General features: G+C 50.4%; 2 protein-coding genes. Both read right to left on the bottom strand.

Annotated elements, in window-relative coordinates; translation table 11 throughout:
• Nucleotides 1–6: 6 nt before the first annotated feature.
• Nucleotides 7–16,311 carry a non-ribosomal peptide synthetase gene (locus ACQE26_RS15170; protein WP_500469986.1) on the bottom strand — a complete coding sequence of 5,435 codons (16,305 nt, stop codon included), beginning with the start codon at nucleotides 16,309–16,311 and terminating at the stop codon, nucleotides 7–9.
• Nucleotides 16,301–26,806, bottom strand: a complete 10,506-nt coding sequence (locus ACQE26_RS15175; RefSeq protein ID WP_500469987.1) for a type I polyketide synthase — start codon at nucleotides 26,804–26,806, stop codon at nucleotides 16,301–16,303. Before ACQE26_RS15175 ends, ACQE26_RS15170 begins: the two co-directional genes overlap by 11 nt.
• Between the last annotated feature and the right edge of the window lie 3 nt (nucleotides 26,807–26,809).

Genomic DNA, 26,809 nt, shown 5'->3' on the forward strand with positions numbered 1-26,809 from the left:
CCCTCCTTAACTCAATTGTTGTGCACGTCTAGTTACTTTAGGCTGATAGCTTCGCAGTTTTTGCATCGCCGAGCCGTGATGTTCTGGGTATACTTCTATCATTTCTTCCGGTTTTTCCAAAGGCTCTTCCGCCTGTTTCATCATGACGAACTGGTTCAACGGGCCGCCGAGCAATCGTTCAAGCGCCGCCATTGCTTCGGGCGCTTCAATTGATCCGACTCCCGCCTGTTTCATCCGTTCTTGATAGTCGGCAGATGAGACGATTCCGACACTGCCCCAGTAGCTCCAATTCATCACCGCCGCCTTATACGGCCGCGTTTGAGCCAAATGAGCGGCAAAGGCATCTTTGAAACTGCATCCGGCGGCGTAATTGCTTTGTCCGGCCGCTCGTGCAAATGATTGTACAGACGAGAAGAACAAAGCAAAGTCCAGCGGCTCATTTCGGAAAACATGGGCCATATTCACGCTGACATTGACCTTTGCAGCGAGCACGCTTTTAAAACGGCTTTCCGGCATATTTGCCAGACTCTGATCCTCTAAAACAATTGCGGAATGGATGATTCCGTTTATTTGCGGGTACTTGCGTTTGATCGTTTCATACGCACGTGTGAGTTCATCCTGATCTGCCGCGTCTGCTTCAATATAAATCGGCGCCGGGCCGAACTGGCTGAGTCTGTCGATTTTTTCCTGGATGGCACTGTTATGTTTTCGTCTGCCGATCCAAACGACGCGTGCCTGATACGTTTTTACGGCATATTCGCTCCATGCCTCGCCGATGCCTCCGGCGCCGCCGATGACGACATAGACGCCGCCTTTTTGGTAAGCGGGCCGGCTTGACACCGGTTGCTGTACAGGAATGAGGCGCTGTTTGTACCAGAGATTGTTCCGGTACGCCAAAGTATTGCCTTGCTCATCGAACGGCGCCGAGAACAGCTCCGCCTTTGAAACATCTTCCGGACATCCGGCATCAATCAGCCTTGTCTGCCAGTTCGGGTACTCTTTTGCGAGCGAGCCGATTAAACCGTGAAGGCCTGCGTGAGCCGGATCAATGATGTCCCCCGGCTGTACGGACTGTGTTTTTATGGTGACTGCAGTCAGGCTGATTCTCTTGCCTCCATATCCTAAAGCAAGCATGGCCTTGATCACTCTGTACATCTGGATGACGCCCGTATCCTGAGCTTTCACCATGTCAGCAGCGCTGTGAACAGGGGCGATCCATACGATATGGCCGAATGGCCCGCTTGCTTTCATTTTTGCTGCAACAGCCTCTATCTCATCCTCCAGGGTGATATGAAGCCTTTTCGCATAAGGATGATGCAATTGAAAAGCTGCGCTCTCCTCATCCCCCGCGATAAAGACAACCTCTTCCGTCTTATATGCCGGGCTTCGGTCACTGAATTCCGCAAGATCCCATACCGGAGCCAGAAGGTTTGCTCCATTTAATGATGTTTCCGGCGCAGAGCCTTCCATCATTCTGGAAGAAATCCCTTTAATCCTGACACAGACCCGGCCTGTCTCATCGCATAAGTCAATGTCCAGCCGCTGTATTTTCTCGTCCGTTCCCCGGGAGCTGACATACGCCCACATGCTTGTCGTGCACGGACTGAAAATGTCCAGTTCCTCAAGAGCGAACGGCAGTGACAGCTGGTTATCATCTGCGTGCAGCTTCAGCCCGATTGTCGCTTGCAAAGCTGAATCAAGCATACACGGGTGAAGAACGTATTGATCTGCCGTTTCTTCGAGGAAAGAAGGCAGCCGGAGCTCAGCCAATGCTTGATTGTTTCCGATGTGAATCTGCTTGATTCCTTGTTGTCCGGGACCGTAGTCAATGCCGATTTTGCTGAATAAGCCGTAACACTGCTCAGAAGTCAGCATGCTGCGGCTGCATTGAGCTTTCAGTGCGCCTATATCACGATGCGGAGTCTCAACGGCGCCGAGAATGCCGGCAGCACCCTGGCAGTGTATTTGCCTGCTGCTTGCTTCTGTTTGTGAAGCCGTGTAAATGTCATACACGATTTCACCGTTTTCCCTCGGAACGAGGCTGATCTGCGTTTCAATCGGGCGGCTTCCCGCTTCAATCGGCCGAACCCAGCCGATGTTTTTCAGACGGATGACAGACGGACGTTCTTTTTGCCCTTTGACCGCCTGAGCAACTGCAGCCCGAGCCATTTCCAAGTAGGCGACGCCCGGCATGACCGGTTTGCCTTTAATCAGATGATCGGTGAAAATCGTCTCCTGCCCCGTAAATTCAGATCGGAACCGCTGTTCTGTTAAATCCGATACGTTTTCGTGGAGCAGCGGATGCAGCACCTTGGCCGTCGGCACAGCTTGCGGTTTCTCTGCTTTCGGCCGGTTGTCTGTGATCCAGTACCGCTCTTTCGCAAACGGATAAGCAGGAAGACTCATCCGTTGGGGCTTGATATCAGCATACAGGCCGTCCCATTTGATATCGGCACCCTGCACCCATAATTCCGCAAGCTTGTCATTCTCCCGGCGGCTGATCAGTTCTTCTGTATCCGCTTCGCCGTTTGCGCCTGCCATAATGGATTTCAGCGCGGCTTTACCCGCTTTCCCTTTATAGATGCCCGCTGCGTCATAATTCCCTTTTGCACAGCTCTTTAGCTTGTCCCGCAGTTCTTCCGCGGAGGAAGCGATAACGGCCGCTCTCTCTTCCATGGCATCACGCCCCTGCTGAAGCGTGTAAGCAATACCCGTAAGATCCTCATCCGTAAAAGAAGCTTGTGCCAGCTGGTGTGCCTGTTCCTGCAGACGGGCTTCTTCTTTGGCCGACAGCACAAAGATTTGAGGGTGTGTGAAAATGGCTGTTTTCCTTTCTTCCCTCGGGATATATTCTTCAATGACGATATGTGCGTTTACGCCGCCGATGCCGAAAGAACTGATTCCCGCACGGCGCGGCAGATCGTTGCCGTTTTCGTCTTTCAATGCCGTCCATTCTCTTTTTTCCTGTACGATGTAAAACGGGCTGTTTTTCAGTTTGATATACGGGTTGATGACCTCGCTATGGAGGCTTTTTGCAAGGGTTTTATGCTTCATCTGCATCAGCACTTTGATCACACCCGCGACACCGGCTGCAAGCGACAAATGGCCGATATTGGTTTTTGCCGAGCCCAGACCGCAGTGACTCGCGTAAACGGCGGGATCGCCGGTTTTTTCGTACAGCTTTTGAAAGGCTGATTTCAGTCCGTTGATTTCGACCGGATCGCCAAGCTCCGTTCCGGTTCCGTGCGCTTCAATATAAGTGACGGTTCTCGGATCAATGCCGGCTTTGTCATAAGCCGTTCTGACGACTTCCGCCTGGGCTTTCGGATTCGGTGTCGTCAAGGAGTTCGCGCGTCCGCCGTGATTAACCGCGCTGCCTTTAATGACGCCATAGATATGATCGCCCGCTTTTTCTGCTTCTGACAGCTTTTTCAAAAACAGAATTCCGGCACCTTCACTGACGGCAAATCCGTCCGCCCTGTCGGAGAATGTTTTGCATTTCCCTTCTTTGCTCAGCGCGCCGGCTTTATCATAAGCGATGTGGCCCTGCGGTGTGACGACGGTATTCACGCCGCCTGCGATCGCCATGTCGCAGTTCCCGTTTTCAATGGCGCATACGGCGTGATGAATCGCGACCAGCGAGCTGGAGCAAGCCGTGTCGATCGGTTCACTCGGCCCGTGCAGATTGAGCATATAGCTGACACGGTTCGGTCCTGCTGACGGACTCATATTTGCGGCTGACGCACCGCCGATATCCAAGTCGGAAAACAATGAGCCGTATCCGGTATTTCCCGTGCCGATGTACAGGCCTGTTTTCGTGCCGGAAAGGCTTTTAGCGGAATACCCCGCATCTTCAATCGCTTTCCACGCATACATCATTAACAAGCGCTGCTGCGGGTCCATTTGTTCGGCTTCCAGCGGCGAAATTCCGAAGAACAGCGGATCAAAATCCGCAACTCCGTCAATAAATCCGCCCCACTTTACATTTGTTTTGTTGGCTTCATTAAGCGGGTCGCCGTAATACTCCCGCCAGTCCCAGCGGTCCGCCGGCACTTCTGTTATGCAATCTGTTCCCTCTTCTAAGTTGCGCCAATACTCATCAATATTTGCGGCCTTCGGAAACACTCCGCTCATGCCGACGATAGCGATCGGTTCCGGTTTATGTTCAACCGCAGTCTGAATAGGCTGTACGGCAGTTTTTGCAAAGCGCTTGTTCCCTGTCAGTCTCATGCTGCCGTCATCTGTTATGCGGCTTTGTTTCTCTTCTTTCGGCTGTGTGCTGCCGGCAAATTGTGTGTGATAGTCTTCGGCCAGATGATGTGCCAAGGCTTGAATCGTCGCATATTCAAAAAATACGGTCGGTGTCAAATCAAGCTCATAAGTGTCATTCAGCTTGTTGGCGAATTCCGTCAGCGTAATGGAATCAAATCCGTATTGGTTGAACTCCAATTCAATATCGATTTCATCAATGTTTATTTTCAGAAGTGCGGAAACTTCTTTTGCCAGCAATTCCTGAATTTTTGCCGTCAAGTCCTTCGGCGCAGGCGTTTCCTCCGGCGTTTTCTTAACCGGTGCAAAAGCGGCTGCAGGCGTCTTCTGAAGCAGTTTTTCCCGCATGACGGCGCGGTTTCCTTCCATGACGAGCACACTTGTTTTCCCTGTGCTCCATGCGTTGTAAAGAGCTTCTATTCCGGTTTCAGTGCGCATCGGCACGACACCGGTTCTTTTTTCGGTGAGCTTCGCCATTTCTTCATTGACTTGCATTCCGCCGTCTCTCCAAAGAGGCCAATTGACCGACAATGTATGCCCGTGGCGGTACATTGCCGTAACCAGCGCGTTGCGGTATGCCGCATAGCTGTCCATAAATGCGTTTGCCGCCGCATAATCCGCCTGTCCCGCATTCCCGGTGACGCCGGATATGGATGAGAAAACGATGAAAAAGTCCAGCGCTAAATGCTCGGTTGCTTCATCAAGGTTGACAAATCCGTCCGTTTTAGGCGCCAATACACTGTAAAACTCTTCGGTTGTTTTCTTTGCGATATACTGATCTTTCATCACACCCGCGCTGTGAATGATGCCGTGAAGGCCGCCGTATTCCGTTTCAATTGTATTGACCAGCTCTGCCGCAGTTTGAGCGTTTGTCACATCAGCCTGTCTGTATTCCGCTTTTGCTCCGAGTGTTTCAAGCGATTGCAGCTGCTTCCGCTGATTCTCGCTTAATGCGGAACGGCCTGTCAGAACGAGTGTCGGCTCTTTGACTTTGCGGGCGATTTCTTTTGCGAAAATAAAACCTAAGCCCCCGGCTCCTCCGGTAATGAGATAAATGCCTCCGTCATTCCACGGAATGCGTATTTTATTGCCGGAGACGCCCGTTTCTTTGACATCTGCGCTGTATCGGATGCCGTTTTCATATTTGACATGGCTGTCATCAGCCCGTGTTTTATTTTCTCTGATGATGTCTGTGATTCTGCCGTTTTCCGCCGGTTCTATTTCAATCAGCTGGGTTTTCAGTTTTTGATGTTCCAGGCCGGCCGTTTTTAACAAAGCTGAAATCCCTGAGAGCAGCTGATGCTTATCTGTTTTAGAGAGAACCGTCTGGATGAGGACGTCTCCTTCCGTCTCTTCCTTCAGCAGTTTTTGCAGCGTCTCCAATATCCGTCCTGTATAATCACGGAAGCGCGCCGCAGCTTTCCCGTGCGGGGAGGTCAGTTCAATGCATTCGGCCCCCGCAGCTTCAGCGGCTGGTTTCATTCCGGCGTCTGTGTCACAAAGTATCACGATATGCCGGGCAAAAACCGGTTCCGTTTGAACGGCAGTTTCATCGCTTCGGGTCCATACCGGCTCAAGCATGAGCGTTCCCGGAGCTTTTTCTTTTTTCTCAGGTTCTTTTTCAGCCGTTCTGAATGACAAACCTTTCAGCCTTACGCAAACCTTGCCGTTTTCATCACAAATATCAAGATCGCGTTTTTCAATCTGGCCGGCTTTGTGGTCTTCAGAAAGTCTGGCGTAAACCCACATCTCGGCAGCGCATGCGCTGAATACTTCAAGCTCCTGAACCGCAAACGGAAGCATCAGTTTTTCATCATTTGTTCCGGTTAATATGCTTGATGCCTGCAATGCTGAGTCCATTAAGCCCGGATGCATGACATACTGCCGTACCGTGTCTGAACAAGCCGGATCAAGCGACAGTCTGCCCAGTACGAAATCGTCACCTGTATAAATCGCTTTGACACCCCGAAAAGCCGGGCCGTAATCAAAACCGATTTTGCGGTACATATCGTACACTTCGTCTGCAGAAAACGGTGTCTCAGCGGATCGTGATCTCAGCTTTTGCAGATCAATGACCGGTGCCTCGGCGTCAGGGCGGATTGATACTGAACCTTGACTGTAAACGGACGGCTGATCTGTTTCCCGGCCGCTGTAAATGTCAAATTGAACATTGTTTGCAGGATCAGGAACGAGGCGGATGTTGACATGGACCGGCTCGTCTTCAATGGTGATCGGGCGCACCCAAACCGTATTCTTAAGTTTGATGCTTCCTTGTCCGGCCGGCACTTCAGATGCCTGTTCCATTGCTGCGCGCGCCATTTCAAGATGTGCCACTCCCGGTAAAATCGGCACGCCTTGTACAACATGGTCCGCAAGGTAAAATTCTTCCCCGGTGTAGATGGAGCTGAACCGCTGTTCGGCAAGGTTTGATGTATTTCTGTGCAGAAGCGGATGCAGCACGTCTAGTTTTCCGGCTGAAACAATGGCTGTTTTTTCGTGTTTTCCGGTACGTTTCGCCGCCCAATAACGGTCTTTTGCAAACGGGTATGTCGGCAGGCTTATCCTCTTAGGCGGCCGGTCTCCGTACAGCTTCGCCCAATTGACATTCAGCCCTTTGACCCATAATTCAAGCAGCTTCGCGTATTTGCCGCGTGCCATCCATTTTTCAACGGCTTCTTGAATGTCTTCATCTTCCGTCAGCGTTTGCAGCGTGCCTTTGTCTATTCTTCCTCTGTACAAGTCCGCGTTCTTATCCCCGGTGATAAACTGTGACAGTTTTTCCTGCAGTTCTTCTGCGGATCCGGCAATAACCGCCAGACGTTCTTCCATGGCGTCCCTTCCGATTTGGAGGGTATAAGCCATAGAAACGAGGCTGGATTGATCGTATCGTTTTTCAGTAAGCGCACGTTTCAGCTGTTTTGCCTGCTCTTTCAGGCGTTTTTCATTTTTGGCGGACAGAACGAAAAGACATGGGTTGATATGCGAATCATCTGCTTCCGCTTTTTCTTGCGGAATGTATTCTTCGATGACGACGTGGGCGTTTACCCCTCCGATGCCGAATGAGCTGATGCCCGCGCGGCGCGGCTCATCGTTTCCGTGTTCGTCCGTCCGCGTCTTCCATTCCATCGTTTCCCGCACCAGATAAAACGGGCTGTCTTCAAGCTGAATGTACGGATTTACCGTCTCACAATGAAGACTTTTTACCAATGTCCGATGCTTCATCTGCAGCAAGATTTTAATGATTCCCGCTGCTCCCGCCGCAAGGGATAAATGGCCGATATTCGTTTTGACTGAGCCTAAGCCGCAATAGCCGGACGCTTTCTCTTTTCCGTCTGTAAATGAGCTGAATGCTTGCTTCAGACCGTTAATTTCAACGGGATCTCCAAGTTCTGTTCCCGTGCCGTGCGCTTCGATATAAGAGACCGTTTTCGGATCAATGCCCGCTTTTTTGTATGCGGCTTTAATGACTTCCGCCTGCTGTTTCGGGTTAGGCGTTGTTAAAGATGCCGCGCGGCCGCCATGATTCACCGCGCTTCCTTTAATGACGCCGTAAATATGGTCTCCATCCGCCTCAGCCGCTTTCAGTTTTTTGAGGAAAAAGAGCCCGGCTCCTTCCCCGTGGGCAAAACCGTCAGCCTGATCGGAGAATGTTTTGCATCGCCCTTCTTTGCTCAGCGCCCCCGCTTTGTCAAAGCTGATATACACATCCGGAAGAATGATCGTGTTGATTCCTCCTGCCAAAGCCATGTCGCACGTCCCTTCTTCAATTGAAGAAACGGCATGATGAATGGCAACGAGTGAGCTTGAGCAGGCCGTATCAATCGGTTCGCTCGGTCCGTGCAGATTGAGCGTATAGCTGACACGGTTCGGTCCGACAGACGGGCTTGTATTGGCTGCGGACGACCCTTCAATCGTCGCATCGGCGTTGGCTAAAAGAGATCCGTAACCGGTATTTCCAGTCCCGATAAACACACCTGTTTTTGTGCCTGATAGACTCTTTGACGCATATCCGGCATCTTCAATCGCTTTCCACGCATACGTCAGCAAGAGACGCTGCTGAGGGTCCATCTGTTCCGCTTCCCGGGGCGAAATTCCGAAAAATAATGGATCAAACTCTGCAATTCCGTCAATAAATCCGCCCTGGATGACGTTTGTTTTATTGGCTTCTTTTGCAGGATCCCCGTAGTAGTCCCGCCAGTCCCAGCGGTCTTTCGGAATCTCGGTCATGCAGTCTTTGCCTTCTTTCAGGTTCTGCCAGTAAGCTTCAATGTCTTCGGCCATCGGAAAAATTCCGCTGATGCCTACGATTGCGATCGGCTCCGGCTTTTGGTTCCGCTGCACTGTCTGCGGCAGTGTCTCAGTCAGAGTGCGGCGGCGCTTAACGGACGGGCGTGTGTTTTGAGCTTCTTTTACCGGTCTTTGTGATTGGACCGTTTTTGTATTTACCGCAAAACGTCCCGCGAATTCCTCTTCATATTCACCGATTAAATGAACAGCGAATTCATGGATCGTCGGATGATCAAAGAAAATCGTCGGTGTTAACGTGAGCCGGTACGTTTTGTTTAACCGGTTTGTAAACTCGGTCATCGAAATTGAGTCAAGCCCGTATTTTGTCATTTCTTCATGAGGATCAATGTTGTCAAGCTTCACTTTTAACAGTGAGGCCGTCTGCTGTTTTAACAGATGCTTCACTTTTTCAAGCAGGCTGTCAGCATCAATGTCATGACGTAAGCGGGTCTCTGCTTCCGGACGGTCATTTTCTTTGCGGAACAGCTTTTCTTTCATGGTTTTCACATCTCCTTCAAGAACCGTCATCCGGGCTGTCCCGCTCATCAAGCCTTGATATAAAGCCTTGATGCCGGCTTCTGTGCCGAGCAGTGCGATTCCCGCCTCCTGCATCAGCATATCTTCTGTCTGCTTTCCTGCCTGCATTCCGCCTTCTTTCCATAACGGCCAGCTGACAGAAAGCGTCTTTCCGTATCTTTGTCCTGCGGCTTGCAAAGAACGGCGGTACTCGGCATACATCTCCATAAAGACGTTTGCGGACGCATAGTCAGCCTGGCCGACGCTTCCAAGCACACCCGATAAGGAGGAAAAGACAATAAAGACATCTAATTTCTCGTGCTGTGACGCTTCGTCAAGATAGACAAGACCCTTCACTTTCGGAGCGAGAACGTCTTGGTATTCCTCCGCCGTCTTCTTCACCATGTAGTTATCTTTAATAACACCGGCACTGTGTACAATCCCGTCCAGCTTGCCGTGCCGTTTGCGGATATTGCGGATGAGACGGTATACTTCTGCTTCATCTGTGACATCGGTCTGCTCGTAAAAGACAGATGCACCGAAAGCACGCACTGTTTCCATCATGTCTTTCTGCTTTTCTCCGAGAGCGGATCGGCCGGTTAATATGATGTCGGCGCCTTTTGCGCGGGTTGCAATCTCTTTTGCAAAGATCAGACCTAAACCTCCCGCACCTCCTGTAATGAGATAAACGCCTTCATCTTTCCACGGAATGTCAGGCTCCGCTTCAGAAATGTCCATCTCTTTCCAATCAGCGGCAAAGCGTTTGCCGTTTTCATATTTCACATGGACGCTTTCGGCATGCCTGCGGTTTTCCGCCGCTTTTTCCGCTATGCCTTCAGCACTTTCTTTCTCATCAGCTTCTATCATTTGACAGATCAGCTTGGATTGTTCTAGACATGCCGTTTTGAAAAGACCGGTAATGCCTGAGAACACCTGCTGTAAGCCCGCTGACCGCATGACAGCCTGAACAAGGATGCGGCCTTTCGGCTTATTTTTCATGATGGTTTTCATACGGGCAAACAGCTGGCCCGCATAAGAATGATAACGCTCTGCAATGGATGCGGGACGCTCGTCCAAGATCAAGACGCTTGCATGTTCAAGCTTTGCTTCGACGGCTTGTTTAACGGCCTCATCGTACTCACAGAGAAAAATGATATGCTGTTCATACGACGGCTCGCGGTCCGCCGGTTCCGGCTGCTCTTTCCAGACCGGTTCAGCCAGCAATATCTCGGTACGGCTGACCGAAACGCCGGCACCCGCGTTTTCTTCCATAATCCGCGTTGAGAAACCTCTCATCCGCACACAAAGCACGCCGTTATGGTCATATAAATCAATATCGGCTTTTTGAATAGGATCGCCGGCTTTATTGTTCGCGCTGAATGTGACGTGCACCCACATGTCATCAGCGCATGGCTTCAGAACATCCAGCTCCTCTAAAGCAAATGGCAATGCGGCTTTGAATGGTTCTCCGCTTTCTGCAAGTTGCGCTCTTGTCACGTTCTGCAAATATTCGGCGGCCTGAAGCGCACCGTCCATCATACTCGGATGAAGGATATAATCAGCTTTTGTATGAGAGACGGATTCAGGAAGCTTCAATTTAGCAAGCATCCGGTCTTCGCCTTTGTATACAAGCTGGACACCTTTGTAGCCCGGCCCGTAATCAGCTCCGATCATTCCTTTGTAAAACGCTTGAGATTCGATTGTTCCCTGCGTGCATCGGCGCTTCAGCTCATCAAGATCCGCTGTTTCTTCCGGTTCTTTCCGGATGATTTCAGCGATGCCCTGATTATAAAGAAGGTCTGCTTCACCGCTTGAATCATTCCCGCCGTACATTCTGTATTGAATCTGCCCGTCTTCTTCATAAAGTCCGATATGAACACGGACAGCCTCCTGATCGGCTATCACCGGGCGGACCCATACGATATTCTTTAAACGCAGGCCCAGAGATTCGTCTGTTACCCCGCCGATGCTTCTCTCCGCCGCGGCCCGTGCCATCTCAAGGGTGACGGCAGCCGGCACAATCGCCATTCCTTTAATGATATGCTCGGCAATAAAATACTCTTTTCCCGTGAATTCCGAACTGAACCGCTGCTCCTGCAAAACGGATGTATTCTGATGTACCAGCGGATGCAAAAGCTTCGCATCTGTTTGCTTCACGGTTTCTTCCGGCCAGAAGCGCTCCTCTGCGAACGGGTAGGTCGGCGCACTGATTTTTTGCGGCGCGGAATCCTCATACAATAAGCCCCAATCGACACGCACTCCTTCTATCCAAAGCGCCGCAAGTGCTTTCAGCTTTTCATCCCGTGTCTGACATGCCGCAAGCTCATCCAGCTCCTGAGATGACGCTTCTTTATTTCTCACCTTTTCACCCTGTAAGATGTTTTGGTCATTGCCATTGATGAAATCCTGCAGCTGCCGTTTCAAATCGTGACGATCATGACTGAGAAAAACGGCTCTCTCTTCCATCGCTTCACGTCCGGTCTGATACGTAAATGCCAGATCATGCAAGGACACATCGTTTTCGGCGTCATTCAGAAAGTCAGAAAGACAAGACGCATAGGCAGTCAGACGCTCGTGATTTCTCGCTGAGAGCGGAACGATATAAGGCGGCTGTCCGTCATTTGATCCGCTGATCGTTTTGTTTTCATACTGTTCAAAAATGGCGTGTGCGTTTGTTCCTCCGAGTCCGAATGAGCTTAACGCTGCGCGGTGCGGCGTGTCTCTCTCCGGAAGCGGTTTTCTCTTGTCCGCCACATAAAACGGCGAACCGCTGAATGTGATATTCGGATTCGGTGATGTGTAATTAAGGGTAGGCGCCAGCTCCCGATGATATAAACTCATCGCAACTTTAATACATCCGGCAAGGCCCGCTGCTGTATCCAGATGGCCGATATTTGTTTTTACGGAGCCGATCCCGCAATACTGCTCCCGATCCGTGTAACGTTTATACACTTGCTGCAAAGCAGACATTTCAATCGGGTCACCCAGCGTCGTTCCTGTGCCGTGCGCTTCAATGTAAGAAATGGTCTCCGGGTGAACGCCCGTGCTGTCTAAAACATGCTGGATGACGTCCGTCTGGCCTTTTACACTCGGTGCGTAAAAACCGACTTTATCCGCTCCGTCATTGTTCAGACCGATGCCTCTGAGCACGGCGTATATGTGATCTCCGTCCTGTACGGCTTGTGACGCCTTTTTCAGCAGAATGACGGCCGCTCCTTCTCCGCCCGCCATCCCGTCGGCTGAAGCGTCAAATGCCTTGACATGCCCGTCGCTTGAAAAATTCAATCCGGCTTGATGCACATAGCCGATGCTGGTCGAAGCATGCAGAGTTGCTCCGCCGACGAGCGCGTATTCCGATTCTCCGCTCGTTATGCTTTTGCAGGCTGAATAAAGACCGACCAGTGATGACGAGCAATTGGAATGAACGAAATAGCTTGGCCCTTTTAATCCGAGCTTATGGGAAACCATCGTCGGAATCGTGCCGCTCTGCGCTAACACCCATGACACATAGCCGTCAGGTGATTCGTGGCCTTCTGTCGTTTTTTCCGGTAAAAGCGACCGATACGAATTATTGCTCGCCGACATATAAACGCTTGTCTTCGGAATCTCTTTGGATACATATCCCGCATCCTCGACGGCTTTCCAGGAATGAAGCAGCAGAAGCCGCAGCTGAGGATCCATAAATTCAGCGTCTTTCGGAGAAATGTGAAAGAACTCAGGATCAAAAAGATCTTTTCCTTCTATCGCCGATAATGCCGGCACATAGTTTGGATTTTCGATCAAATCTTCCGGGACGCCGGCTTCCCGGAGCTCTTGTTCCGAATAGAAACGGACGCTTTCCTTTCCTTCTCTTAACTGCTTCCAGAACTCATGATGATTTTTCGCGCCGGGGAACTGGCAGGAAATCCCTACTATCGCCACACTGTCTTCAAGGTAAGACGGCATCCCGTTTTGCGGTGTTTGTTCCCTTTCTCTCTCATCTTGGCCGGGCGTTTCTGGTTCATCCGCCTGTTTTGTTTCAACAATAAAACGGCTAATCGCCTGAATCGTCGAGTGTTCGAATAAATCCGTAACGGTAAAATCACACTCCAGCTCCTGTTTAATGCGTTCTGCCGCCGCAACAGCCAGAAGCGAGTCGCCCCCCACATCGAAAAAGCCGTCTTCAGTTTTGATTCCTGCCGTATTCAGCAGGTCTTCCCATATTTCGGTCACTTTCGCTTCCGCTTCTGATAACGGCAGTCTGCCCGTCCTTTCAGACCGGTGAACGATCACCTTGCGCTGTTCCAGGTCTTTGCGGTTCACTTTTCCGCTCGGTGTTAACGGCAGCGCATCCAGACGGATAAAACGGGCAGGCGCCATATAATCCGGCAGACCCGATAAAAGATGTTCGCGGAGCGCTTTTTCATCTGCCGAATGACCGGAGCGGGCCGTATAATAAGCAATCAGCTTTTTATGTCCGTTCTTTTCCTGCACAACAACCGCCTGATCAAGGATATCCGGATGCTCGCTCAATTTTGTTTCAATCGCTCCCAATTCAATGCGGAAGCCGCGGATTTTCACTTGACTGTCAATACGGCCGGCATATTCTATATTTCCGTCAGGCAGCCATCTGGCCAAATCGCCTGTTTTGTAAAGCTTTTCTCCTTCACTAAACGGATTATCAATAAATGATGCCGCCGTCAGCTCAGGCTGATTGTAATAGCCTCTGGCCAGTCCGGCGCCGGCCACACAAAGCTCGCCGGCCACACCGTCAGGGACGGGGCTGAGCTTTTCATCGAGGATATAAAGCCGCGTGTTTTGGATCGGTTTTCCGATCGGCGTATTTCTGCTTGTGATTTCTTTATCGCCGCAGCTGTAGTAAGCGGCATAAATGGATGTTTCCGTCGGGCCGTATATATTTTCAATTCTGGCATGCTTGAAGATGGAAACCGACTTTTTGACCAAGTCTTTCGGAAACGCCTCTCCGGCCACCATTACATATTTCAAAGGACCGCCTTCTGTAAATGCCGTATGCCGCTTTACCGTTTCTAAAAATACATTAAACACGGCAGGGGCAAAATTCAGATGCGTCACCTGGTGAGTCTGGATATATTCCATGCAAAGCTGCGGATTTTTTTCTGCACCGGGCGGCAGAATGACAAGCCGTCCGTTTCCGATAAACCAGCCGAATAATTCTGAAATTGAAACGTCAAACACATAATTCGTTTTTAACAAATAGGCATCCTCATGCGCGACCGGATACTCCGCTTCTAAAAACTGCAGTGTGTTCATGATGGCTCTGTGCTCAACCATGACGCCTTTCGGTTTTCCCGTGCTTCCGGACGTATAAAGAATATAAGCGAGATGATGCGGTTTTGAACGCGGCATCAGTTTCGCTCCGCTGACAGGTCCGCTGTTTTCAATCTCCACCGTGCTCACGCCGCCGATGGTTAACCGCTCAATCACGCCGCGTGTTTTCGCTTGCGTTAATACGATTGAAACGCCGCTGTCAGTCAATACGTGTGCCATCCGTTCGTTTGGAAAAGCCGGGTCAAGCGGGACATACGCACCTCCCGCTTTTAAAATGGCGAGGATGCCGATGACCATCTCAAAAGAACGCTCCGTACAGATACCGACCGGGCATTCCGGTGTGACGCCCATTTCTTGCAGATGCACAGCGAGCGCCGTGCTTCGTTCATCTAATTCGCGATATGTAAGGCTTGTCTCACCGAATGTGACGGCTGCTCTGTCAGGGTATCGCCCGGCTTTTTCTGCAAACACGTCATGAATGCAGCGCTCATTCGGCTGATGAGATGGACGGCTTTCCTCCCGTTTTTGATTGAGCAGGCCGGAACAGGCATCAAACGCGATCTCCGGATCAGAAAGCACCTTTTCTGCCAGTTTCATATAATGCTCCGCCATCCGTTCGATGAAAGCAGGGCTGTAGACATCCGGGTTATACAGAAATTGCAGGACGGTTCCCGTTTCTTTTTTATAGACTTCAAGCGCAAGCTCAAATTCGCCTTCCTGATGAATGTCTTCTATCATTTCAATGCCGAGTGATTGATATCGTTCCGAAAGCTTTTCCGCTCCTTCTGTCTGGAAGAAGTTTTGATAGAAAAACGCGGTTTGAAAAACAGGCGAAACCGCAGGCGAGCGTTCCGTCTTCAATTCTTTGACAAGCGCCGGAAACGGATACGCGGCATGGTCCAGCCCTTCTGCAAGGGTCAGCTGGAGCTCCTTCAAAAACGCGCTAAAGGATGTGGCGCCCGTCTCCCTGCTTCTGACCGCGATCATATTAATAAAGTAGCCGATGACAGATTCAAATTGAGCCTCAGAACGCCCCATCGTCGGCATGCCGACGATGACATCTTCCTGATTCGTATATTGATAGAGCAAGCCTTTGAAAATAGCGAGATACACAACGGATTCATTGACATTATGTTTTCGGGCGCAAACTTTAATCTGCCGGTTCAGTTCATCAGGAAGCAAGCGCTGAGACGCCTGCCCCCTGCACGTTTGAACCGATGATCGCGGGTAATCCGCCGGAAGCTCAAGCACCGGCAGCGGTCCGTCAAGCTGCTTTTTCCAATAAGAGAGATGCGTTTTTCCCTTTTCGCTTTCCAGCAGCTCCTTTTCCCATTTCACAAAGTCGTGATAATCTGCGGCCTGCTGAAGCATTTCGGGTTCTTTGCCTTCGCTTGCTTTTACATAAGCATCCAGCAGCGCCGACATAAACGTCATAAGAGAGACGCCGTCAAAGATGATATGGTGAATGGTGATTAACACAATCGGCTCCGGCTCCGGCTCCGCCTGACGGAACACTTGAACGCGCAAAAGCGGACCTGTTTCAAGCGCGAACGGTTCTTTTGCTTTTTCTTTAATAAACGTAAGAGCGTCACGCCCGCTTAATTCGGAAAGATCTATTTCTTCAATCGGAAAATGCAATCCCGTATCTTCTGTCTGATACGGAAGGCCGTTATCCTCTTTTATCACACTCGTCAAAATGGGGTGCTGGCGCTGCACGGAAAAAAGGGCCGTTTTGAATGTCTCGATATCCAGCTTTTGAAAACGAAAGCATAACGGAATGTTGTATGCGCTCATCTCCGGAAACATTTTCTGAAGCATCCACAAACCTTTCTGGCCTTCGGAAAGCGGACGTTTTGCAGTCGTCCGCTTGAAAGCCTGAAGCTTTTGTTCTACCTCAGCGATGGTGAGCGTTCCTGATCTGTAGGCATCGAGAAGTTCTTTATGATTCATAGGTCTTACTCCCTTCTATGATGTCTTGCACTCTTTTAAAATCCAATGTCCCCTCGGAGACCTGTCTCATCATGGCGATGATCTCCTGATCCGTATACTCCTTGTTATCCGGAGCGGCGGCTTCTGTTTCGGTTTCTTCCGTTCTGTAAAACGTTTCGATCGTTTCTTTGTGTTCTGTCAGGTAATAGCCCATGACGTCTCCGAGCGTGGCATAGCTGTAAAATAACGCCGGAGTGACTTCAATGCCGTAATAGCTCGACAAAAGCGAGGCAAATTTGGCTAAATAGATAGAATCAAATCCGAATTCCGCCCAGTTTTTATGCAGGACGAGCTTATCTTTGGATATTTTCAGCAGACTGTGTATCAGCTCTTTCAAATCCGCTTCGAGCCGTTTTTCCGTGCTTTCTTCCGGTATGCGGCGGCTCACAGTTTCCAAAAGAACTTGCGATTTTGATGAATCGTCCCGCCGGATGCCTAAAAATCGCTCGGCACGGCTTCTTTTGCCGGCAATGACAAGGCACTGTGTGTTGTCTTGAGAAATGATGCGCTCAAACAGCTCAATGCCTTCATCTGTTTCTAACAGGCGCTGGCCGCTTGATTTCAGGTACATGCCCGTCGTCTCTTCACCGCCGACGGCCATTCCGCCGTTTTTCCAGACCGGCCAGTTTATGACAAAAGCGTTTCCGCTTTCTGATTGTTCATTTTTATAATGGGCATACGCCATTTGGAACCTGTTCGCCACTGCGTAATCACAGCAGCCGAAATCCCCTAAAACAGCCGATGTGGATGAAAAGTAGCAGATGAAGTCCAAGGTTTCGTTTTTCAGCCACTCGTCAAGAAGCAGGCTTCCGTTTATTTTCGGTTCAAGCGTATTGCGGAAGTTCCCGATTTCATTTTCAAAGACGGATGTTCTGCTTTCGATGCCAGCCGCATGAATGACGCCGTGAATGGCTCCGAATCGTTCTTTCGCGCGTTTGATGCAGTCGCCCATTCCGATCGGATCACAAACATCGGCTTCGGCGTAAAGAACACCTGCGCCGAGATTTTCCAAGTCTTTCATTTTTTCTTTCTTTTCCTCATTGATCGGCGATCGCCCCGTGAGAATGACATTTGCCTGATAGTTCTGGGCAAGGCGGCGGGCAAATAAGTAGCCGAGCCCTCCTAATCCGCCCGTAATGAGATATGTGCCCCCGGTTCTGATTCTGCTGTTTTCTTTTGTCAATCCGGTCGGTTCAGTGTGATAGACATATCGTTTCCCTTGTTCCAAGAAAACGGTGTGGTCTGTTTCAGCTTTCAGCTCGTCCCAAATGGTTCCCATCCAGTCTGTCATGGCTGCGCCGGCTTTTCTGAAGAGGCCGGTAATGTCCGTTTTCGGGAGAACCATGCCGAGCGAACGCTCAAAGCCGATCCATGATTCCAAGTAGCATTTTTCCAGACCGGATGCATATTCACCCGCCAGTAACAGTCTTTCCGGCTGCAGACCGGTCTCGGCCATAGCCTTGAGAATATAGACGATACATGAAAAATCTTCGATGCAGCTTTTATCTTCAAGCGCCCATAAATACAAAATGGCAGATGCTTCACCGTACTCTTTTTGAATGTCCGCAAAAGCGTCTACATATGATTGCGGATCTTCCCGCACCACTTGGCAGCGGCCGGCTGATAAGCCCTCGTACCGGTTTCCCTGAGCGATAAAAATAACGTCAGCTTCACTGTCATACGATTTGATCACAGAGACGGCTTCCTGCTGCTTCTTCTGATCCGTTAAGAAAGAAATCACCGTTTTGATTTTCTTTTCTCCGGCAGCAGGCAGAGCCTGTTCTTTAAGGACTTCTCTAAAAGCCATCACTTCAAACTGCTCGGCCGGATCACTTTCATCAGCCGGCGCCTTAACGGGCGCTGTTTTACTTTGTACAGGCGGCTGATGCCAGAAGCGTTCTTTCGCAAACGGATAAGCAGGCAGGCTGATGCGAACCGGAGTACGGTCTCCGTATAATTTCGCCCAATTGATGTCCAATCCTTTTACCCAAAGCTCAAGCAGCTTAGAATATTTCCGTTTGCTGATCCAAGCGTCTATGATGGTTTCCATGTCATCATCGGCCGCAAATACGGCAAGCATCCGTTTGTTTTCTTCCGTGCTGTCGCGGTGCAGTCCGGCACTGTCTTGTCCGGCGATAAATCCATTCAGTTTTTCTTCAAGTTCAGCCAGTGAATGAACGATAAAGCCCAGGCGCTCTTCCATCGGCACACGGCCCGTCTGAAGAGTATAGGCTATGCTCATAAGGTCACGGCCGCTGTATCTTTTTTCACGGATGGTGTCTCTAAGCTGTTTTGCTTTTTCGGTGAGCCGTTCGCTGTTTTTCGCAGACAGGACGATGATGGCGGGCTGATCTGCCGGCGTCTCATCAGGTTCTTTGTCTGCCATATATTCTTCTATGACGAGGTGGGCGTTTGCTCCCCCCGCGCCGAAGCTGCTTAACCCGGCTCTTCTCGGAAGCTCTTTTCCGCCGATAACGGGACGCTTCCACTCACCGAGCTCCTGCTGAACGGCAAACGGCGTATACGCGAACTCAATATTCGGATTCAGCTCTTTCGCGTGCAGGGACGGCGCAATTTGGCGGTCTTTCAGCTGGAATAATATTTTTGTCAGGCCCGCAATGCCTGCGGCGCTTTCACAATGGCCGATATTTGATTTCGCAGAGCCGATGGCGCAAAACTGTTTGTCTGTTGTATCCTCTTCAAATGCTTTCGTTAACCCGGCGATTTCAATCGGATCGCCTAATGCGGTCCCCGTGCCGTGGGCTTCAATATAACTGACGGTGCGCGCCGGGACGTTTGCCCTTTCGAAAGCTTCTTTTATTAAGGCGGCCTGCGCATTCGGATTCGGAACGGTGTAGCCGTTCGTTTTGCCCCCGCTGTTAATGGCGCTTCCTTTAATTACACCGTAAATGTGATCGTTGTCGGCGATCGCTTGCTCCAGCGGCTTTAATACGACCGCGCCAACCCCTTCTCCGTCGACAAAACCGTCCGCGCGGTCTCCGAACGATTTGCACGTGTCGCTTGCAGAAAGCATGTTCATGACTGACAGATTCATATAATGGACCGGGTCGGTTACAAGGTTTACGCCGCCGGCAATCGCGCATTCGCTTGAACCGCTGTATAGGCTCTCAAGCGCCAGATGAATGGCCGTCAAGGAAGAAGAGCAGGCTGTATCAACGGCAATGCTCGGCCCTTGGAAATCAAAAAGGTAAGATACTCTATTGGCAATGGACCAGTAGCCGTAGCCTGTCGGGTAGTTTTTGTTCATGGCTCCGGCAAAAACGCCGATTTTTCTGCTTTGGCACAGGTTGTCAGGCGTATAGCCGGCATCCTCGATACTCGCATACGCCGTTTCTAAAAATAATCGCTCCTGCGGGTCCATTCGCTCCGCTTCCAAAGGAGAAATCTGAAAGAATAGCGGGTCGAACTTGTCCATATCCTCAATGAAGCCGCCCCATTTCGTATAAATAGAGCCTTCTTTACCTTTTTCTTCATCGTAGTAATCCTGCCAGTTCCAGCGCTCCCGCGGGATTTCTTCTATGCAGTTTTTTCCTTTTTTAATGTTTGCCCAAAGCTCAGCCGCGGTTTTGGCCTGCGGGTAGCGGCCGGATACGCCGATAATCGCCACGTCGCGAACTGAACTTTGCCGGACGGTCTCTTTGGCTGTCTGTTTTTCTTTCCGCCGCCAGTCAGTGCGAAGCGGCTTAGCCGGCTGTACAGCCTGCGGTTTTGATGCCGCCGGTTCTTCCTGAACAGGCGTTTGTCCCGTCAGTTTGATCATCTCGTCTTTTTTCGTTTTGATTAAGTGGCCGACGAGAGCCTCAATCGTCTGGTATTCGAAAAATAAGGTGCTGCTGACTTGGTCTAACACATTTCGTAACGCATTTGTCAGCTGTACGACGACGATAGAATCAATTCCGTATTTTTCAAGCGGCGCTTTCGGATCAATTTGAGCCGGCGGAATTTTTAACGTTTCTCCGATTAACGTTTTCAAGTACTCGGTGCTTTTTTCTGTTAAGGCTGTGCTTTTTTCGGCCGTTGTTTGCGGTTGAAGTTCGGGCGCTTTTGGCGGTGCGGTCCGTTTTCCGGCCTCAGCTTTAAGCGTTTTTTGGCGCACAATGCCATTGCTTTTTGCCGCTATAATCTGATGGCTTAATTCATGTGCCGCTTCTGCCGGGAAGAAGACAGAATGCCAGCCTTCACTTTCTAACACGCGCTTCCAGCTTTCCGGATACAAGCCCGGGCATCCCGGAATTCGAAGGCCGGAATCTTCATGCAGCCACCAGCCTTCAAGCAGACCGAAAGTAATATGCGGGAACAGGCTGTTGCCCGCCATCTCATTTAAGAGCAGCAAACCGTTGTCTTTTAAAACGGCTTTGGCGTTTCTCAGCGTCTGGCGTATGTCTTTTGTCGCGTGGAGCACATTGGCGGCAACAGCGATGTCGTATGCGCCCGGCTTTATGTCCTGACCGGAAAGCGGTTCTTCTGCATTAAAAAGTTTATAAGTCAGATAAGGATTCTGTTTGCCGTATTCTGTCTCCGCATGCACGAGAAAAGCTTTCGATACATCGGTGTAACAGTACTCTTTGATATGGTTTTGATACGGCTTAAGCTTTTCAAATATGCCTGCGCTTGTGCCGCCAGTGCCCGCTCCGATTTCCAGGATGCGGATCTCGGCTTTTGGATTTTTACTGATGTTTTCTTTCACATAGGCCGTTAAAGTATCTGACAGGGCGCCGTTGAAGTAATCCGCGACTTGGTTGTGTTTATAAATTCCTTCAACGAGTTCCATTGAAGAGTGCGGGAACATGATGTCTGTCGCCGGCACGTTTTCGCGAAGAATGTCCGGCAGTGCTTTAAGCATCGTCTCGGCCAAAACAGTCATCGCTTTTGTATCGGCGATATTGAGCCATTCCGCCTTTTCCTGCTCCCACTTCCGCCATAACGAGGCGGTTGTGTTTTCAGCGCGGGCTGCCAGTGTAAATGAATCGGCATCCCCTTCCAGATAGCCGTGTTCCAGCAGAAAGGCGATCGTTTGATTGAGCCATTTTTTAAAATAGCCGTGTTCAGGCTTATACGCTTTAAGGCTTTGCGGCGTCAGCAAGTCCGCCTCTTTTAGCTGGGCGATCAATAGCTGATACAGAAAATCATCAAGCTTCTGATGCCCAGTTTCTCTTACAAGACGTGCGCCCGGCGGAGCAACCTTCAGCTGCTGTCCGGATACAAGCGGCTGAGGCGGATAAACAGACATCTTTTCTCGTTCATTCATACCCTCTACTGCGACCGGTTTTGTCGTATGAATGAAAGCAGCCTGCTCAACCCGAAGCGTCAAAAGGGTTTCAAGCGCCTCCATCGCTGCGTCCGGTTCGATCAATCCCAATCCGATCTGATCCATCAGCTGAATAAAATTGCCGTCTTCAGCCGCCTCGCTGCTGCCCCAGTAGCCCCAATTCATGACTTTGACCGGGCAGTTCCATTTCTGAGCAAGTTCCTTCGCAAATGCGTCACTGAAGGCGCACCCTGCGGCATAATGGCTTTGTTTCACATTATGGATAAATGCCACAAGCGAGGAGAAGAAGAGCGCAAAGTCAAGCGGCTCCCGTCCAAATACCTCCGCCATGGACACACTTACATCGGCTTTTGCCCGCAGCACCGATTTGAACTCTTCTGTCTTCATATTATTTAAGCTTTGCTCAGACAGATCCATTGCCGAGTGGATGACGCCGTTAATTTTTGTATGACGCTCTTTTATGAACTGATAAGCCCGCTCTAAGGAAGCCCTGTCAGCGGCATCGGCGGATACATATTCAGGTGCCGGCCCGATTGCGCTGAGCCGGTCGAGTTTCGCCTGTATCGAATCATTCAGCGTGCTTCTTCCGATCCAAATGACGCGTGCTTTGTAGCGGCGGATCATATATTCACTCCATGCCTCACCGAGATACCCAGCGCCTCCGATCACGGCATAAACCCCGCCTGTTTGGTACAGGGTGCCGTTTTTCGGCATATTGTCAAGCGGTATCAGCTGCCGCTCATACAGCTCTTCATTGCGGTATGCCCAAACTTTTCCGTTTTTCCCGGCAGAAAGAGAAAGCGCCTCGCCGATCGGCCAGATGCCGTCCGTCTCTGTGTCAATCATGCGGATATTCCAATCCGGATATTCTTTCGCCATCGTCCCGGCAAGTCCGCTGACTGCTGCTTGTGACGGATCGGCGCTGTCCTGATCTGAAAACGGCTGGGCATTTGCTGTGACGAAGCACCAGTCCAGATGTTTCTCTCCGTATCCTAAGGCAAGCAAAGCTTTCATCAGCTTGAATACATGAAAAACGTTGCGCTCCTGTTCCTTAAGGATGTCAGCACTCTCAGCCTGTGGCGCGAGCCAAATGATTTGCTCCAGTTCTTTTTGTCCTTCAAGCAAGTGCGTAAGAGATGTGATATCATCCGTGCTTCTGATTGGATAGTAAGAAGCATTCGGCAGATGCTCTTTGATGCGCGCATGGCTTCTGTCAGTTCCTCCGAAAACCGCAGTCTGCTTATCGGCCGTTATCGCTTTCCCGGTATTTATAAGTGCAGCGGGCTCCCATGCCGGAATCATCATCGTATGGCCGACAGGAGCCTCTGGGGTTTTACCGACTGCTGTTTGGCTTGGTTCAAGCGCCCGGACGGATGCGCCTTTCATCCGAACATAAACCGTACCGGCATCATCGCACATATCAATATCAAATTTTCTTACGTTGTCATCTGCTTTGCTGCCTTCTGTGTACCGGATATATGACCAGATCTGTTCAGGACACGGCCCGAACACTTCCACTTCCTGCATCGCAAACGGCAAAGAAAGCTTATGGCTGCCTGCATCGTCATGAATCGAGCGGACAAGCAGACCGACGGAGGCGTGAAAAGCGGCGTCCATTATACTCGGGTGAAGCGTATACAGCTCTTTATCGTCTTGAACGGAAGCCGGGAGTGAAATACGGGCCAGTAACCGGTCTTCCCCGATCAGCAATTGCTGTACGCCCCTGTATGCCTCTCCGTAATCCAGGCCGATCTTTTCAAAAGCACTGTAACATTCTTCCGCCGTCACGATCCCTAAATCGCAGGAATCCTTGACAGACTCAATATCTAACTGAGCACTGCCCTGTGCAGTAATGACCGCTTCACCTTGGCTGTGAATAACCGGATCTTCGCCGTTTACTTCTGCCTCACTGTATATTTCATAGGTAATCTCACCGTTATCTTCTGGATAAAGGGCAATATGTATTTCCTTCGGTTTGTTTTCAATCATGACCGGCCGGACCCAAACGACCTGTCTGAGTGTGACGCTATGGCCTTTGTCCGTCACGGCCGCGGCCTTTTTCACCGCCTCTGCGGCCATTTCTAAATAGGCGACACCGGGCAGAATTTTTTGTCCGTTGACGACATGGTCAGACAGGAAAAATTCATCTCCCGTAAAAAGAGAAGTAAAACGCTGCTGTGAAAAATCTGACGTATTTTCATGTAAAAGCGGATGCAGCACTGTGCCTGACAGGCTTTTCCCGTGTTTTTTCTGCTGCGGAATCCAATAGCGCTCTTTTGCAAACGGATATGTCGGAACGCTTGTTTTACGCGGTTTATCCGCATCGTACAGCTTATTCCAATCTACTGTTTTCCCTTCTGCCCATAAACCTGCAAGCTGTACCGGATCATCTGTTTCAGGAGCAGGTTCGCTCAGTTCCGGCATCTCGGCTTGTCCGCGCCAAAATCCGGGGATGTTTTCATTTCCTTTTACGAAATCATTCAGCTTTTGCTTCAATTCGCTGGTGTCATTTGCAAGGAAGACAGCTCTCTCCTCCATTGCTTCGCGTCCTGTCTGAAGCGTGTATGCCAGTTCAGACAGCACCGTCTTTTCGGAAAGCGACCCGGCTATTTTTTCCGCATAGGCCAGAAGCCTGTCTTTATTTCTTGCGGACAGCGGGATGATTTTGGCTGCATCGTTCTCAGGTGCAGGCGCTTTGTGTTCCGGCTGAATGTATTCTTCTAAAATGATATGGGCATTCGAACCTGATGCCCCGAAGGAACTGAGCCCGGCCCGGCGCGGATAATACGTGACTTTTCCGTTTTCTTCCGCTGCCGGCTGCTTCCAAGGAGCAGTCTGCTGCTGTACGTAAAAAGGAGACTTCTCCAATTTCACGTATGGATTTAATTCCGCGGAATGCAGAGATTTGACAAGCGTTTTGTGATGAAGCTGTAGCGCTGCCTTTGTTAATCCGCTGATGCCCGCCGCCGATTCTGCATGGCCGATATTTGATTTGACCGAACCGATGGAACAAAATTGCTGATCCTGTGTCCCTTCGCTGAACGCTTTTGACAGACCTTCAATTTCAATCGGGTCGCCTAACGAAGTGCCCGTTCCATGAGCTTCCACATAACTGACGGTCCGCGGGCTGATCCCTGCTTTTTTCAGACATGTCTTAATGACTTCTGCCTGTGCAGCAGGGCTCGGGACGGTAATCCCGCTTACTTTCCCGACGTGATTAACGGCGCTTCCTTTAATGACCGCGTAAATCCGGTCGCCGTCCTGTTCGGCTTTTTCCAGCGGCTTGAGTAAGACCGCACCGACTCCTTCTCCGGAAACATAGCCGTCACCGCCCTCGCCGAACGTGCGGCAGCGGCCGTCGCTTGAGTGCATGCCGACGCTTCCGTAGCTCAGATATTTCGCCGGGTGGAGCGACAAGTTCACACCGCCCGCAAGCGCGGCTTCACATTCGCCGCGGCGGATGCTTTCAATCGCCAGATGAACGGCGGTCAATGATGAGGAACAAACGGTATCGACCGCGATGCTCGGCCCGTGGAAGTCACAATAATAGGACACTCTGTTGGCGATCTGCGCATAATTCAGCGAAACCGGAAAAGGATCCGTTTCCGATAATTGTTCTGCGCCGATTAAGGAATAATCTTTATGCATCACTCCTGCAAAAACGCCGATCGGATGCTGTTTCGCCCCTTTATTTCCAAGCGTTTCAGGCGTATACCCCGCGTCTTCAATCGTTTCCCAGCAGGTTTCTAAAAACAGGCGTTCCTGCGGGTCCATCATTTCCGCCTCACGCGGTGAGATTCTGAAAAACTGCGGATCGAAGCAGTCGGCATCGTCGATGAAACCGCCCCATTTTGATACGGTCTTTCCAGATGGGGACGTTACGTTTTTATATGTTTTCCAATCCCAGCGGGACTTCGGAACTTCAGTGATGCAATCCGTGCCCGCCTTTAGGTTTTCCCAAAACTCCGCCACATTTTTCGCTTTCGGATAGCGGCCGGCCATTCCGATAATCGCAATGTCACCGGTGTTTTCATGATGTTCTGGCACGCCCGGTGATTCGGCTGCACGTTCCGCATATTCAAATGAAACGGTCTTTTTCAGATAGGCTGCCAGTTCTTTTATATTCGTATATTCAAAGAGAAGAGTGGGCGCGAGTTCCGCACCCGCCTTTTTACTGATATCCTGCACAACCTCAAGCAAAGAAGATGAATCCAGCCCGAGCTCGTAGTAGCCGGCAAGAACGTCCAGCGTCTCCCAAGGCTGACCAAGCTTATCAGCCAAAAGCTTCTTCAAAAACAGAATGATGTCTTTTTCATCTGCGCTGTCCGGCTCTTTTGCATCCTGTTTATTCTGTCCTGCTGCGTGCCCGTCTCCTTCGAGCCGAACCGCTTTTCCCGTCATGTTTTTAAGCTCAGCCACCTTCTGTCCGGAACGGCTGAAGTACTCAATTGTCATCGTTGTAAGTTCTTTTTCCTGACGGACGCCAGAAGCGGCAATACGCGCCGTGCACTCTGATTGAAGCCTGCCGGCGGCTTTGAACGATTCATAATATAAAGGCAGGTGAAGCCGGTTTGTTTCAGAAAGCAAACCGCTCGCCCCGATGCCGCTCGCATCCAAAAGGGCGGGATGGAATAAAAAGAACTCCTTTCCTTCTTCGCAAGAAAGCTCAGCCAGCATGCCGTCTTCTGTTTCGTACAATCGTCCGCTCGATTTCATCATCCCGGAATGGACCAGGTCATGATCCAGGCAGCGGTTATACATGTCATCAAGATCCAGAGATCGGACTGACTGCTTCAGCTTGCCGAAATCAATGGTTTCGTCAAATGTGACTGCGTCTCTTTTTACCATTTCAGCCGTCGCATATTGTATATTGTCTGACAGCTCGTCATCTTGCTGTTTCTGTCCGGAAAGGGAGATGAGCCACTTTCCATCTCCGCTTTCAGAACATTGAATGGTCAGAATGATTGCAGCCGTTTCACTGACGGTTAAAGGCTGATAAATCGTGACATGCTTCAGTTCGAGCTCATTGTATAAATAACCGTGCTCCTGAAAAACCTGATAAATCAAATCGATATAACTAAGACCGGGCAATACCGCTTCACCAAAGACCGTATGGCCCTTCATGATAGGATGATCCAGTGAAATATTGATTTTTTCCGATATCATTTC

The sequence above is a fragment of the Bacillus sp. 5RYD7K genome (genome assembly GCF_059831465.1).

Bases quoted from the DNA above. Each gene is read 5' to 3' on its own strand.
- ACQE26_RS15170 (WP_500469986.1), bottom strand. From the start codon at position 16,311: ATGAATCATAAAGAACTTCTCGATGCCTACAGATCAGGAACGCTCACC.
- ACQE26_RS15175 (WP_500469987.1), bottom strand. From the start codon at position 26,806: ATGATATCGGAAAAAATCAATATTTCACTGGATCATCCTATCATGAAG.